This window comes from Mesorhizobium sp. P2_H9 (assembly GCF_056403215.1).
Genome location: NZ_JBFUFX010000012.1, coordinates 71,811 through 85,658, shown reverse-complemented (window position 1 = coordinate 85,658; position 13,848 = coordinate 71,811). Strand labels below are relative to the sequence as shown.

Sequence of the window (13,848 nt, the reverse complement as noted above, 5' to 3'; positions counted from 1 at the left end):
ATCGCCGGCCCGGCCTGGCCGAAGGCCGGCGATTTCATCAGTTCTAGGAAAAGTGAGAAGCGGTTCTCCCTAGGAATTGCGTCAAACAAAGAACCCGACTGGATTGAAGCATGAAAGCCGTTGTCTGCCGCTCGCCCGGCGACCTTGTTGTGGAAGATCGCCCCGCATCTGGCGCGCCGCCCTCCGGCTGGGCGCTGGTCGCGGTCAGCCATGTCGGCATCTGCGGCACCGATTTTCACATCTTCGAAGGCAAGCACCCGTTCCTCGCCTATCCGCGCATCATGGGCCATGAGGTCTCCGGCACGGTGATCGCCACCGGCGACGGCGTCGAACTCGGCATCGGCGAACCGGTGATCATCAACCCCTATCTCGCCTGCGGAAAATGCATCGCCTGCCGCCAAGGCAAGCCGAATTGCTGCGTCAGCATCGAGGTGCTCGGCGTGCATCGCGACGGCGCTATGGCCGAGCAGATCCTGGTGCCGGCGCAAAATCTTTATCCGGCAAACGGCCTGTCCCTGGCCGATGCCGCCGCCGTCGAGTTCCTGGCCATCGGCGCTCATGCCGTGCGCCGCGCGCGGGCTGTACCAGGCGCCCGCGCGCTGGTCATCGGCGCCGGGCCGATCGGGCTCGGCACGGCGCTGTTTGCCCGCATTGCCGGGCTTGACGTGACCCTGCTCGACATGAGCACTGAGCGGCTCAGCTTTGCCGCAAGCGAACTCGGCTTTTCGACACTTGACGCTTCACAGGCGACAGCGGCCGATCTGGTGCGAGAGGCGACCGGCGGCGAAGGGTTCGACGCGGTCTTCGACGCCACCGGCAACACCGCCTCGGTGCAGTCGGCCTTCGCCCATGTCGCGCATGGCGGGACGCTGGTGCTGGTCAGCGTGGTCAAGGACGACATCACCTTTTCCGACCCTGAATTCCACAAGCGCGAGATGACCCTGATCGGCAGCCGCAATGCGCTGCGCGCCGACTTCGACCATGTCGCCGCCTCGATCCGCAACGGCGCGGTGCCGCTGGCAAAGCTGGTCACCCATCGCACGACGCTCGGCGATACGCCGCGCGATCTTGCCCGCTGGGCGCACGAGAAATCCGGCCTGATCAAGGCTGTCATTCAGGTCGGATAGACGTCCGCTCCGACACGAAATTCGGCGGATCGTTGAGTGCAGACTTTGGCAGATCGCATCCCTCAACAATTTGCCGAAACGCCCATCACTTCGTCATCCACGGGCGGAGCAAGGAGCGTTGCGACGCGGCGCAGACCCGAGGATCCATGCCGTGATTTCAAAACGTTGCCGCGGTGCAGAATTCTGCTCCGTAGCGCTCCTCGGCTAAGCTCACGGCATGGATCCTTGGGTCTCCGCGACGGAGCTGCGCTCCTGCTTCGCCCAACGATGACGACGTTGACTACAGCGCCGACAGCTTCAGCTCCACCCGCTCGGCTGGAAAGCGAGACTCGGAAAATTGGATCGGCTTTCCGTTGGGCGTGACGTTGACGGCCACCGTGACCAGCACGATGGCGCCCGGCTGCAGGTCGAGGTCGGCAAGATCGGCCGCATCGGCGTGGCGCGCCGACAGAACGGTCGATTGCCGGAGATAGTCGTCTATGCCGAAGCGAGCCAGCGACGCGGTGATCGAACCGGTCTCCGCCATCGCGGCATCGATGCCGGCAAAGCGTTTGGCGTCAAACCAGGTGGTCGCGCGTGACACCGGCCGGCCATCGGCTTCGCCGCGTGTCTCCAACCTGATCACCTGGGCGCCCTTGGCCAGCCCAAGCCCCTCGGCGACACGCTGGCTCGCCGGCTCGACCGATGAGGCGAGCAGCACGATATGCCGCTCCGATGCCTGCCCCTGCAGGCCTTCCGAAAAGCGTGTGCGCGCGCCGATCGGATAGGACAGCCGCTTGCGCGACAGCACGAAGGTGCCACGCCCCTGCTCGGCCCTGAGCACGCCGTCCTGCACCAGGGCTGATATGGCGCTGCGCACCGTATGGCGGTTGACGCCGTAGCGTTCGGCCAGCGCCACTTCCGGCGGCAGCGCGGCATTCTCGGCAAAATCGCCCAAAGCGATCGAATGCAGGATCTGGTCGGCGATCTGCCGCCACAACGAGACGCCACTGCGTCGCTCGATGCTATCAGCAATTTGCTGCCCGACCATTTGCGCCCCGATCTTTCGCCCTGTCATCCACCCGTCATGGACAGGCGTTAGATAATAGATATAATTTGTATAGATGTCTATATCACTAGACAAATATACGCAAACAGGAGCAGCGGCCATGCGAGGACAGGAAGCGCGCGATCAGGCTGAGCGCAAGGCCGTCATGGCGACGCTGGCGCAGGCCAGCGGCGATGACATCGTCCGCCTCTGGAACGCGGCCGGCCTGCCCTCGGAAGCCGAACTTCTGCGCGGTCCCGAAACCGGCCTGGTCACCGTGCGCGGCCGCATCGGCGGCGGCGGCGCGCCCTTCAATGTCGGTGAAGCCACCGTCACCCGCGCCACGGTGCGGCTTGCATCCGGACAGGTCGGCCATTGTTACGCGCTCGGCCGCGACAAGCAGAAGGCGAGGCTCGCAGCGATCGCCGATGCGCTCTGGCAGGATTCTGCCCACCGCGACGAGGTTCAGACCAAACTCATCGCCCCGTTGCAGGCGGCATTGGCCCAGGCGCGCGAAACGCGCCACGCCGAGACGGCGGCAACGAAGGTGGATTTCTTCACCATGGTGCGCGGAGAAGACTGATGAACATCGCAAGCCAGTCGATCGATGGCGGCTTCGCCGATCCGGTGTTCAATGCCCAGACCGTCTTCCGCGCCGTGATGGATGCGATGGCGCGGCCAGGCACCGTGCAGCCTTTGCCGATTTTTGCCCGCCCGCCGGCGCCGCTGATGGCCACCGCCAGCGCCATCGCGCTGGCGCTGTGCGACAACGACACGCCGCTCTGGCTCGATCCTTCTTTGCAGGCCGCAGCGGCGGTCAAATCCTGGCTCGGCTTCCACTCAGGCGCGCCCGTGGCCAACACGCCGGCCGATGCGCATTTCGCGTTGATTTCGGCACCGGCCGAGATGATGTCGCTGGACGGCTTTTCGCAAGGCACTCAGGACTATCCCGACCGCTCCACCACGCTGATCCTGCAGGTCAGCGATCTCGTCTCGGGCACTTCGCTTCTGCTCGCGGGCCCCGGCATCGAGACGACGGCGACCATCGCGCCAGCGCAGATGCCACGCCATTTCGTCGAACAGTGGAAGCAGAACAACCAGCGCTTTCCACGCGGCGTCGACCTCATCCTTGCCGCACCGGGCGGCATTGCCTGCCTGCCGCGCACGACGCGCATCAAGACGATGGAGGCCTAGCATGTATGTCGCGGTAAAGGGCGGCGAAGCGGCCATCGCCAATGCCCATCGCCTGCTTGCCGATCGCCGGCGTGGCGATCGGTCGGTGCCGGCACTGCGCCTCGACCAGATCGTCGAGCAACTGGCGCTCGGCGTCGACCGGGTGATGAGCGAAGGCTCGCTCTACGACCGGGAATTGGCGGCGCTTGCCATCGTCCAGGCGCGTGGTGACATGATCGAGGCGATCTTCCTGGTGCGCGCCTATCGCACCACGCTGCCGCGCTTCGGCTACACCAGGGCCATCGACACCGCCACCATGCTGGTCGAGCGGCGCGTGTCGGCGACGTACAAGGACCTGCCCGGCGGCCAGCTGCTCGGACCCACCTTCGACTACACCCACCGGCTGCTCGATCCCGAGCTGGCCGCCGGTGCCGATGTCGATGAGCCGCTGCAGCGCGACGGCGAAGCGGAAGCCATGCCGCGCGTCTCGGCGATCCTCGCCCGCGAAGGCCTGATCGAACCCGATGGCGACATGCCGCAGGACCATGTTCCCGGCGACATCACCCGCGAGCCGCTGGAATTCCCGATGGCGCGCGACATACGCCTGCAGGCGCTGTCACGCGGCGACGAGGGTTTCCTGCTGGCGCTCGGCTATTCCACCCAGCGTGGCTACGCCCGCAACCATCCCTTTGTCGGCGAGATCCGCATCGGCGAGGTCGAACTGGAGCTCGACGTGCCGGAACTGCCCTTCGCGGTGCCGCTCGGCAGTGTCCGCGTCACCGAGTGCCAGATGGTCAACCAATTCAAAGGCTCGGCCAAGGCGCCGCCGCAATTCACCCGCGGCTATGGCCTCGTCTTCGGCCAGAGCGAGCGCAAGGCGATGGCCATGGCGCTCTGCGACCGCGCGCTTCGCGCAACCGAACTCGGCGAGGATGTCGTCGCGGCAGCCCAGGACGAAGAGTTCGTTATCTCGCATTCCGACAATGTTCAGGCGACCGGCTTCGTCGAGCATCTGAAGCTGCCGCACTATGTCGACTTCCAGGCCGAACTCGACCTCGTGCGCCGCATGCGCGCCGAGCACGACGCGCGCGAAAATGCCGGCACGATCGAGGAGAAACGGGAGGCCGCGGAATGACCGCTCAACAAGCCGACATCGCCACCTACAACTTCGCCTATCTCGACGAACAGACCAAACGGATGATCCGCCGGGCGATCCTCAAGGGCATCGCCATCCCCGGCTATCAGGTGCCGTTCGCCTCGCGCGAGATGCCGATGCCTTATGGCTGGGGCACCGGGGGCGTCCAGGTCACCGCTTCGATCATCGGGCCGGACGACGTGCTGAAGGTCATCGACCAGGGTGCCGACGACACCACCAATGCCGTCTCCATCCGCGCCTTTTTCAAGAAGGTCGCCAATGTCGCTGTCACCACCGATACCGCCAGCGCCACCATCATCCAGACCCGCCATCGCATCCCCGAACATCCGCTGAGTGCCGGCCAGGTGCTGGTCTACCAGGTGCCGATCCCCGAGCCGCTGCGTTTCCTCGAACCGCGCGAGACCGAAACGCGCAAAATGCATGCGCTGGAGGAATACGGCCTCATGCATGTGAAGCTTTATGAGGACATCGCCAGGCACGGCCGCATCGCCACCACCTATGCCTACCCGGTCAAGGTCGAGGGCCGCTATGTCATGGACCCCTCCCCGACGCCGAAATTCGACAATCCAAAGATGCACCAGTCGCCGGCTTTGCAATTGTTCGGCGCCGGCCGCGAAAAGCGCATCTATGCGCTGCCGCCGTTCACCGATGTGGTCAGCCTCGACTTCGAGGATCACCCTTTCGAAGTGCAGACCTTCGATCAGCCCTGCGCGCTGTGCGCCGCCGAAAACGTCTATCTCGACGAGGTCATCCTCGACGACCATGGCGGCCACATGTTCGTCTGCTCCGACACCGACCATTGCGAGAAACGCCGCGAAGAAGGCCATCGCGGCCATCTCGCACCCGAGATGATGGAGCCGGCGCAATGACGGACGAACCGCTGCTGCGCGTTTCCGCGCTGTCCAAATTCTACGGCTCGCGCGTCGGCTGCGAGAACGTCACCTTCGACCTGTGGCCGGGCGAGGTGCTCGCGGTGGTCGGCGAATCCGGCTCCGGCAAGACGACACTGCTCAACTGCCTGTCGACGCGGCTGCTGCCCTCTTCCGGCACCGCCAGCTACCGCATGCGCGACGGCCAGTTCCGCGAACTCTACCGGATGAGCGAGGCGGAGCGCCGTTTCCTGATGCGCACCGACTGGGGTTTTGTCCACCAGAACCCGGCGGATGGCCTGCGCATGACGGTTTCGGCCGGCGCCAATGTCGGCGAGCGGCTGATGGCGGTCGGCGACCGCCACTATGGCAAGATCCGCGCCACGGCCGTCGACTGGCTGTCGCGCGTCGAGATCGACGAGGATCGCATCGACGACGAACCGCGCGCCTTTTCCGGCGGCATGCGCCAACGCCTGCAGATCGCCCGCAACCTAGTCACCGGACCGCGCCTTGTGTTCATGGACGAGCCGACCGGCGGCCTCGACGTTTCGGTGCAGGCGCGCCTGCTCGATCTCTTGCGCGGCCTGGTCACCGATCTCGGTCTCGCCGCCATCGTCGTCACCCACGACCTCGCCGTGGCGCGGCTTTTGTCGCAGCGCATGATGGTGATGAAGGACGGGCGCGTCGTCGAAAGCGGCCTCACCGACCGTGTCCTCGACGATCCGCGCGCGCCCTACACCCAGTTGCTCGTTTCCTCGATCTTGCAGGTGTGACGATGCCGACCCCTCTCGTTGTCTCCGATGTCGCCAAAAGCTTCACCATGCATCTGCGAGACGGCATCAAACTGCCTGTTGTCGCCGGCGTCTCGTTTTCGATCCGGGCCGGCGAATGCGCCGTGCTCGGCGGCCCCTCCGGCGCCGGCAAGAGCTCGATCCTGAAAATGCTTTACGGCAACTATGCCGTCGACGAGGGCCAGATCATCGTCCAGCACGATGCCGGACTCATCGATCTCGCCACCGCCAGCCCGCGCACCGTGCTTGCGGTGCGCCGGCAAACGATCGGCTATGTCAGCCAGTTCCTGCGCACCGTGCCGCGCGTCTCCGCCCTCGATGTCGTCGCCGAACCGCTGGTTGAGCGCGGCGAGGAGCGCGAGGCAGCGAGAGGCAAGGCACGCGCGCTGCTGGCGCAGCTCAACCTGCCCGAAAAACTCTGGGCACTGCCGCCGGCGACGTTTTCCGGCGGAGAGCAGCAGCGCGTCAACATCGCGCGCGGCTTCATCACCGAACATCCGATCCTGCTGCTCGATGAGCCGACCGCTTCGCTCGACGCCAGGAACCGCGACGTCGTGATCGAACTCATCGCCGCCAAGAAGGCGGCGGGCGTCGCTCTGCTCGGCATTTTCCATGACCACGACGTGCGCGAAGCGGTGGCCGACCGCATCATCGACGTGACCAGTTTCGCTACCGGAAAAATCGCCGCATGACTAGGAAATTGTCGGAAGCGCCGCTGGTCCACGCGACGGCGCAAGTCGAGAATTCGACCCTCGGCCGCTGGACCGAGATCGCCGACCGCAGCCGGGTTTCGGAAAGTATCCTTGGCGACTATTCCTACATGATGCAGGACTGCGCCGTCTGGTGCACGACAATCGGCAAATTCTCCAATATCGCGGCCAGCGTGCGCATCAACGCCACCAACCATCCGACCTGGCGGCCGACGCTGCATCACTTCACCTACCGCGCCTCCGACTATTGGGACGACGCTGAGCATGAGAGCGAATTCTTCGCCCAGCGGCGTGCCAAGCGCGTCACCATCGGCCACGACACCTGGCTCGGTCACGGCTCGACCATCCTTCCCGGCGTCACCGTTGGCGACGGTGCGGCGGTCGGCGCCGGCGCCGTGGTGTCGAAGGATGTCGCGCCCTACACCATCGTCGGCGGCGTGCCGGCAAAGCCGATCCGCGAACGCTTCGACCGCCGCACCGCCGAGCGCTACCAGGCGCTCGCCTGGTGGGACTGGGATCATGCAAGGCTGCGTGCCGCCCTCGACGATTTCCGTGAGCTCTCGGCGGAAGCGTTTCTAGAAAAATACGGCTGACCTGGCCCTCTTCACATATGTGTCATCGCCACCGACGGGCACGCCGGTTTCATACCCTTGACACATGACTCGGACAGGAGGCGATCCTCCCAGGAGATCGCAATGCTCGACACCGTCAAACCCTCGCTCGCCGGATTTTTCGAAGGCACCAACCCGAACCCTCCGGTGCATCTCGGCACGCGCTACGACATAGCGGGCAATTTCCTGTTCGAGCCCGGCAACACCGTGGTCAGCCATCTCGAAAACGGTTCGCCTTCCGAAGCCGTGGTCGTCGAGGTGCGGGAACGGATGCGCGCGATGCCGGATGCCGACCGGTTGGCCTTCACGCCCATCTCCAGCCTGCATATGACGCTGTTCCAGGGCATCATCGAACATCGCCGCCGGCTTCCCTACTGGCCTGAGAATGTGCCCCTCGACACCAGCATCGACGACATGACCCGCTTCTATCTGGAACGTCTGAACGGCTTCCATGGCCAAGGCGCGTTCAAGGTCAAGGTCGTTGAGGTCGTGCCAACCGGCTTGACCGTTGCCGGCGCAACGGACGAAGACAAGGCCATCATGAGTGCATGGCGCGATGCGCTGTCGGTGCCGTTCGGATACCGCCACCCCGATCACGACGCTTACGTCTTCCACATCACCTTTGCCTACCAGATCCGGCGTCTCGCCGACGACAGGGCGGCTGCATGGCAGGACCTTTTCGACGACTGCCTCTCGCTCTTCACCCGGCAGGCGCCGGTGATCGCGCTCAGGCCGCCGGCATTCTGCAGCTTCAGCGACATGAAACATTTCGAAGAGCTGCTGATCCTCGGTTGACCGATCCGGATCGATAACCTGACGCTGCGCCTGTGGGCGGTAACAAAACTGACATCAATCCGACACCGCAGGTTCATGACGCTGCGCTAGCGAGGGTTAACAGACTTTCAAACTGCGACTGGACCGGAACCTGCTCATGTCAGCGACGTCAGCCACGCTTGAAATCCGCGGCGTTACCCGCCGATTTGGCAAGAACACCGCCGTCAGCGCGGTCGACCTGTCGATCCCGCAGGGTCAGATGGTCGGCATTATCGGTCGCTCGGGCGCCGGCAAATCGACCCTTCTTCGCATGATCAATCGTCTCATCGACCCCAGCCAGGGGTCGATTTTTTTTGACGGCGCCGAAGTTTCCAGCCTGCGCGGTTCGCCGCTGCGGCGCTGGCAGCGCGACTGCGCCATGATCTTCCAGCAGTTCAACCTGGTGCCGCGCCTCGACGTGCTGACCAATGTTCTGCTCGGCAAGCTCAATCACCGCTCGACCCTGACCAACCTGTTCGGTGTCTTCTCGCGCAGCGAGTGCGCCGAGGCGGTCGCCGCCCTCGAGCGCCTCGACATCGCCCGCACCGCGCTGCAGCCGGCCGGCACGCTTTCCGGCGGCCAGCAGCAGCGCGTCGCCATCGCCCGCGCCATGATGCAGCAGCCGAAGGTGATCCTGGCCGACGAGCCGATCGCCTCGCTCGACCCGCTCAACGCCAAGGTGGTGATGGATTCGCTGCAGGACATCAATCTGCGTGAAGGCATCACCGTCGTTACTAATCTGCACACGCTGGATACCGCGCGCAGCTACTGCAACCGCATCATCGGCATGGCCGCCGGTAAGATCGTGTTCGACGGCCCGCCCGAAGACCTCAACCGCGAAGCCGTGCGCCTTGTCTACGGCGCTGACGCAAACGGCGCCGAGATCTCCGAGGCCATCACCTCCACCAGCATCGCCTACAAGCAAAAGATCGCCGCATCCGCCAGCCCGCTCGAGCCCGCATTCCCTGGCTACTGAATCCATGATCCCGAAAAGTGGACACCGGTTTTCTCGGACAAACGGGAACCGTTTTGTCCAAGAGATCATGGACAAGCAAACGAGCGGCTTGGATCGCCAGCCTGCGTCAAAGGCACCTGTCAAAATTCGAACGCACCCGGCGCGACGCCGGGACCAACAGGAGAGACAACAGATGTTTAGGAAGATGGTTTTTGGCGCCGTTTCATTGTTCGCCATCGCGGCCAGCGCCGCTCACGCCGCCGATATCAAGGAATTCCGCGTCGGCATCCTTGGCGGCGAGAACGAAACCGACCGGCTGCGCAACTACCAGTGCCTCGCCGATCATCTGAAGACCGAATTCGGCTTCGAAAAAGTGTCGCTGTTCCCGGCCGCCGATTATGACGGCGTCATCCAGGGCCTACTTGGCGGCACGCTCGATTTCGCCGAGCTTGGTGCTTCCGGCTACGCCAGTATCGCTCTCAAGGACCCGAAGGCGGTCACGCCGATCCTTACCACCCAGCAGACCGATGGCGCCACCGGCTATTATTCGATCGGCCTGGCGCTCAAGACGTCCGGCATCACCGACATCAAGTCGGCCAAGGGCAAGAAGCTCGGCTACGCCGATCCGGACTCGACCTCGGGCTACCTGATCCCGCTGACCCAGATCCCGAAGGACACCGGCGCCTCGAACGAAGCCTTCTTCGCCTCCACGCAGTTCAATGGCGGCCATGAGAACAACATCCTCGCCGTCCGCGACGGCAAGGTCGACGTGGCGGTCGACGATTCCTCGGGCATCGGCGACTTCAAGAACGGCTACACCTCCGGCACCTTCCACAAGGAAGTCGCCAAGGGCGCCGTCGACCCCAACGACTTCGTCGAAGTCTGGCGCTCCGGCCTGATCCCGAACGGCCCGCTGGTTGTTCGCACCGAACTCGGCACTGAGATGACCGCCAAACTCGCCAACTTCTTCACGGAGCTGCCCAAGAAGGACAAGGCTTGCTTCGAAGGCGTCGAAGGCGGCGATTTCACCGGCTACGTGCCGGTGAAGCCGGACTTCTACAACGTCATCGTCGAAGCCCGCAAAGCCGCGATCGGCGGCTGACGGCATCAGGAAAAAGGGCGGCGTCCTCCAGCGCCGCCCTTTTTGCATGTTCCGGTCATGACCATCTCAGCAACAATCCATTCAGACGCGACCCGCCGGACCGCTGACGCCTGGCGGCGCCAGACGTCGTTGCGCCGGCTTTACACCGCCATCGGCATCGGCCTGCTGCTGGTCGCCATGCTCGGCACCATGTGGTTCGCCGATGAAGCCAATGCCGGCCACTTCTTCGACCGGCTGCCGCACATACTGGACTTCCTCAGCTGGCTCATCCCCAAGGACTGGTACGATGTCTGGCGGGCGCTGTTCGATGTCGCCTCGCCGCATGATACCGGCACCCAGGAATTCAATTTTCCGCTCGGACGCGTCTATGTCTGGGGCGGCTTCTACATCCCCGAATATTTCGAGCTGATGCTGACCACGGTCAACACGGCATTGGTCGCGACCTTCATCGGCTTCATCTTTGCCGTGCCGTTCTCCTTCATCGCGGCGCGCAATCTGACGCCAAGCCCGGCGCTCAGGCTCGTCGTCAAGCGCTTCATGGAACTGCTGCGCGCCTTCCCGGAGATCGTCATTGCCGGCCTGTTCGCGGCCATCGTCTCGGTCGGCCCGGTCGCCGCCATCATCGCCATCGGCCTGCATTCGATCGGCGCGCTGGGCAAGCTGTTCTACGAGATCAATGAGAACGTCGACATGCGCGCCGAAGAGGGCCTGAGGGCGGTCGGCGCCAACTGGTTCGAGCGCGTGCGTTTCGCCGCGCTGCCGCAGGTGCTGCCCAACTTCATGTCCTACACATTGCTCCGGATCGAGATCAACGTCCGCATTTCGACCATCATCGGCGCCGTCGGCGGTGGCGGCATCGGCGAGGAGCTGAAGCTCTCGATCTCGCGCGGCTTCGGCGCCAAGACGCTGGCGCTGGTGCTGCTGCTGTTCACCACCATCTTCATCGTCGACCAGTTCTCCGCCTGGCTGCGCCGCAAGCTGGTCGGCGAGCAGGCCTTCATGGTGGGGGCTTAGCCATGGCTGCACTCACCGCTGACGAGATACTGTCGATCGAGCAACGCTTCCCGCAAGTGTTCCAGCGGCCCTTGTACAAGCGCTTCGGTCCGCTGTTCCTGTTCGTCGGTATCCTGCTCTATCTCGCCTATGCCTTGTGGTTCTTCAGCCTGCCGCAAGTGCTGAAGGAATCGCACTGGGAGCGCCTGCCGCTGTTCCTGACGCAGTGGATCAGCTACGACCTGCAGCCGGAATTCCGTCTTGACCAGCCTCAGATCACGCCAAAGTACCCGCGCTTCTCCGCCCTTGGCGAGAATCCCAACCCGGACTGGGTGGTCACCAACGCGGATGGCTCCTTCACCGTCCTGATCGACGGCGCGGCGAAGTCCGTCACCTTCGACAAGACCCAAGCCACGATCGTTGCCAATGGCCAGACGGTCCCGGTGTCGCTGACTGGCGGCAAGCCGGTGATTTCTGGCGAGGTGCCCGACTGGATCACCGCGCATGACGACGAGGTCGTCGCCAAGATGGGCTTTGCCGGCGAGGTGCGCGTGACCGTCGATCGCGTCAAGGTTCGCAAACGCTTCCTTGGCTGGGCGAACTTCGTCTTCGACACCCGCTCGCCCTTCTTCGGTAAACCGGCCGGTGAAGTGATCTCGCTAATCTGGTCCGGACCTGAACTCAAGCCGGGCACCTCGAACTTCGCGCTGGCCGGCGACAACATCTGGAACAATGCCCAGTGGCAGCATGGCGACGTGTGGACGAAGCTGTTCCAGACCATCGTCATGGCCTTTCTCGGCACGCTTCTGGGCGGCATCGTCGCCTTCCCGCTCGCCTTCTTCGCCGCCCGCAACATCACACCGAGCGGACTGCTCAGTCAGATGCTCAAGCGCTTCTTCGATTTCATGCGCTCGGTCGACATGCTGATCTGGGCGCTGTTTTTCACCCGCGCCTTCGGCCCCGGCCCGTTGGCCGGCAGCGCCGCGATCTTCTTCACCGAGATCGGCACGCTGGGAAAAACTTATTCGGAAGCACTCGAGAACATCGACGACAAGCCGCGCGAGGGTATCCAGTCGACCGGCGCCAACGGCTTGCTGGTGCAACGCTACGGCGTGCTGCCGGAAGTGATCCCCGTCTTCATCAGCCAGACGCTCTACCAGTGGGAATCCAACACCAGGGGCGCGACCATCATCGGCGCCGTCGGCGCCGGCGGCATCGGCCTGAAACTCTGGGAAGCGATGCGCACCAACTCCAACTGGGCCAATGTCTTCTACATGGTGCTGTTGATCCTGCTCGTCGTCTTCGTCTTCGACAACATTTCCAACTTCCTGCGGCGAAGGTTGAGCAGGACGATCCATGACTACAACAGGATCCAGGCTGAGCAGGGTTGATAAACTGGACATGAGCGGCCATCCCCGCGCCTTCGTCATCCACGGGCGAAGCAAGGAGCGAAGCGACGCGGCGCAGACCCGAGGATCCATGCCGTGGCTTCTGCGCTAGAATGCAGCGATGCAAAAAGAGACGTCCATTCGCATCCCCTGTCGGCACCGCGGCGGCGCTCGAATGTTACGGCATGGATCCTCGGGTCTCCGCGTCCGCTTCGCTTCCGCTCCGCCCGTGGATGACGAAGGGAGGGCCTAAGCCGCCCTCTTCCACCCATCCCTGATATGCTTGTACCCCTCCCGATAAACCGCCTCCGGCGTCTCAGCAAAATCGCGCCACACCTTGGTTGCCGCGGCCAAATCCTTGAGTGATCGCCCAAACGCCTCGATCGTCAGCCAGTCGTCATAGCCGCTCTTGCGGATCGCCGCGAAAGTATCCTTCCAAGGAATATTGCCGCGCCCCGGCGCGCCGCGGTCATTCTCCGAAATATGGATATGCACGACATTCCGGCGATGCTTCGTATAGGCGCCGATCGGGTCGGCCTCCTCGATATTGGCGTGGAACGTGTCGTACATCGCCTTGATGTGCGGCCGGTCGATCGCATCGATATGCTCCGACAGGTCGGCCATCGTGTTGAGGAGATAGCATTCGAAACGGTTGAGCGCCTCCAGCCCGATGATGACGTTCTTCTTGCCGGCATGGTCGCCGATGGCGCGCTGCGAGGCGACCGAGCGCTTCTTCTCGGCCGCCGTCGGCCCCGACCCGGAGAAGGCGCCGAGCGTCGAATGCAGCGGGCCGCTCAGTTTGTTAGCGCCGAGCGCCTGGGCGCAGTCGATCGCCCATTTCATGTACGTGATGCCGGCCTTACGGGTCGCCCCATCCGTCGAGATCAGGTTCATCGCCGGATCGCCCATGGCTGACACGGCGGTGCGTTGCAGCCCGATACGGTCGAGCAGCTCGCCGAGCCTTCTGTAGTCGTCCGGCGTACCTGAGAAGATCGGTATCTCGACGCCGTCAAAGCCGGTCGCCTTGATGTCGCGCAGCAACGGCTCGTGTTTCTTCGACACCGCCGTCGTCCACAAGAACATGCACATGCCGATTTTCATCGACGCCCCCTCCCCATGTGACGGCGCGCCGG

At 63.9% G+C, this 13,848-nt stretch carries 15 protein-coding genes; 13 read left to right on the top strand and 2 right to left on the bottom strand.

What is annotated here, in order from left to right; translation table 11 throughout:
* Positions 1-110: 110 nt before the first annotated feature.
* Positions 111-1,127: a zinc-binding alcohol dehydrogenase family protein gene (locus AC1DXN_RS22710; RefSeq protein ID WP_477271241.1), complete on the top strand. Its 1,017-nt coding sequence runs from the start codon at positions 111-113 to the stop codon at positions 1,125-1,127.
* A 280-nt stretch (positions 1,128-1,407) separates the two neighbouring features.
* Here AC1DXN_RS22710 and phnF read toward each other — a convergent pair whose 3' ends face one another.
* The gene (gene phnF / locus AC1DXN_RS22705) at positions 1,408-2,157 is read right to left on the bottom strand and encodes a phosphonate metabolism transcriptional regulator PhnF (protein ID WP_477271239.1); all 750 of its coding nucleotides are present in this window, start codon (positions 2,155-2,157) and stop codon (positions 1,408-1,410) included.
* A gap of 118 nt (positions 2,158-2,275) precedes the next feature.
* On the opposite strand from phnF, the gene phnG reads away from it, so the two are divergent.
* The 12 genes from phnG to phnE (AC1DXN_RS22645) all read left to right on the top strand — a co-directional run bounded on the left by phnG (position 2,276) and on the right by phnE (AC1DXN_RS22645) (position 12,718).
* Positions 2,276-2,737, top strand: a complete 462-nt coding sequence (phnG, locus tag AC1DXN_RS22700; protein WP_477271237.1) for a phosphonate C-P lyase system protein PhnG — start codon at positions 2,276-2,278, stop codon at positions 2,735-2,737.
* Positions 2,737-3,348 carry a phosphonate C-P lyase system protein PhnH gene (gene phnH / locus AC1DXN_RS22695; protein ID WP_477271235.1) on the top strand — a complete coding sequence of 204 codons (612 nt, stop codon included), beginning with the start codon at positions 2,737-2,739 and terminating at the stop codon, positions 3,346-3,348. The genes phnG and phnH overlap by 1 nt, the downstream gene beginning before the upstream one ends.
* A gap of 1 nt (position 3,349) precedes the next feature.
* Complete coding sequence (locus AC1DXN_RS22690) at positions 3,350-4,462, top strand: carbon-phosphorus lyase complex subunit (RefSeq protein ID WP_477271233.1); 1,113 nt, start codon at positions 3,350-3,352, stop codon at positions 4,460-4,462.
* On the top strand, positions 4,459-5,352 hold the full coding sequence (locus AC1DXN_RS22685) for an alpha-D-ribose 1-methylphosphonate 5-phosphate C-P-lyase PhnJ (RefSeq protein WP_477271231.1): 894 nt from the start codon (positions 4,459-4,461) through the stop codon (positions 5,350-5,352). The genes AC1DXN_RS22690 and AC1DXN_RS22685 overlap by 4 nt, the downstream gene beginning before the upstream one ends.
* Positions 5,349-6,125: a phosphonate C-P lyase system protein PhnK gene (phnK, locus tag AC1DXN_RS22680; protein WP_065009749.1), complete on the top strand. Its 777-nt coding sequence runs from the start codon at positions 5,349-5,351 to the stop codon at positions 6,123-6,125. Before AC1DXN_RS22685 ends, phnK begins: the two co-directional genes overlap by 4 nt.
* A 2-nt stretch (positions 6,126-6,127) precedes the next feature.
* The gene (phnL, locus tag AC1DXN_RS22675) at positions 6,128-6,835 is read left to right on the top strand and encodes a phosphonate C-P lyase system protein PhnL (RefSeq protein ID WP_477271229.1); all 708 of its coding nucleotides are present in this window, start codon (positions 6,128-6,130) and stop codon (positions 6,833-6,835) included.
* On the top strand, positions 6,832-7,446 hold the full coding sequence (locus AC1DXN_RS22670) for a DapH/DapD/GlmU-related protein (RefSeq protein ID WP_477271227.1): 615 nt from the start codon (positions 6,832-6,834) through the stop codon (positions 7,444-7,446). The genes phnL and AC1DXN_RS22670 overlap by 4 nt, the downstream gene beginning before the upstream one ends.
* A 102-nt stretch (positions 7,447-7,548) precedes the next feature.
* Positions 7,549-8,259: a DUF1868 domain-containing protein gene (locus tag AC1DXN_RS22665; RefSeq protein ID WP_477271225.1), complete on the top strand. Its 711-nt coding sequence runs from the start codon at positions 7,549-7,551 to the stop codon at positions 8,257-8,259.
* A 136-nt stretch (positions 8,260-8,395) separates the two neighbouring features.
* Complete coding sequence (phnC, locus tag AC1DXN_RS22660; protein WP_477271224.1) at positions 8,396-9,253, top strand: phosphonate ABC transporter ATP-binding protein; 858 nt, start codon at positions 8,396-8,398, stop codon at positions 9,251-9,253.
* A 172-nt stretch (positions 9,254-9,425) separates the two neighbouring features.
* Entirely contained in the window at positions 9,426-10,334 is a 909-nt protein-coding gene (gene phnD / locus AC1DXN_RS22655) for a phosphonate ABC transporter substrate-binding protein (protein ID WP_477271222.1), read from the top strand.
* 57 nt (positions 10,335-10,391) lie between these two features.
* Complete coding sequence (phnE, locus tag AC1DXN_RS22650; protein WP_477271220.1) at positions 10,392-11,348, top strand: phosphonate ABC transporter, permease protein PhnE; 957 nt, start codon at positions 10,392-10,394, stop codon at positions 11,346-11,348.
* Positions 11,349-11,350: 2 nt separating this feature from the next.
* Positions 11,351-12,718 carry a phosphonate ABC transporter, permease protein PhnE gene (phnE, locus tag AC1DXN_RS22645; protein ID WP_477271218.1) on the top strand — a complete coding sequence of 456 codons (1,368 nt, stop codon included), beginning with the start codon at positions 11,351-11,353 and terminating at the stop codon, positions 12,716-12,718.
* Positions 12,719-12,964: 246 nt separating this feature from the next.
* On the opposite strand, the gene AC1DXN_RS22640 is transcribed toward phnE (AC1DXN_RS22645), so the two are convergent.
* Entirely contained in the window at positions 12,965-13,816 is an 852-nt protein-coding gene (locus AC1DXN_RS22640) for a sugar phosphate isomerase/epimerase family protein (RefSeq protein WP_477271216.1), read from the bottom strand.
* Positions 13,817-13,848 lie beyond the last annotated feature (32 nt).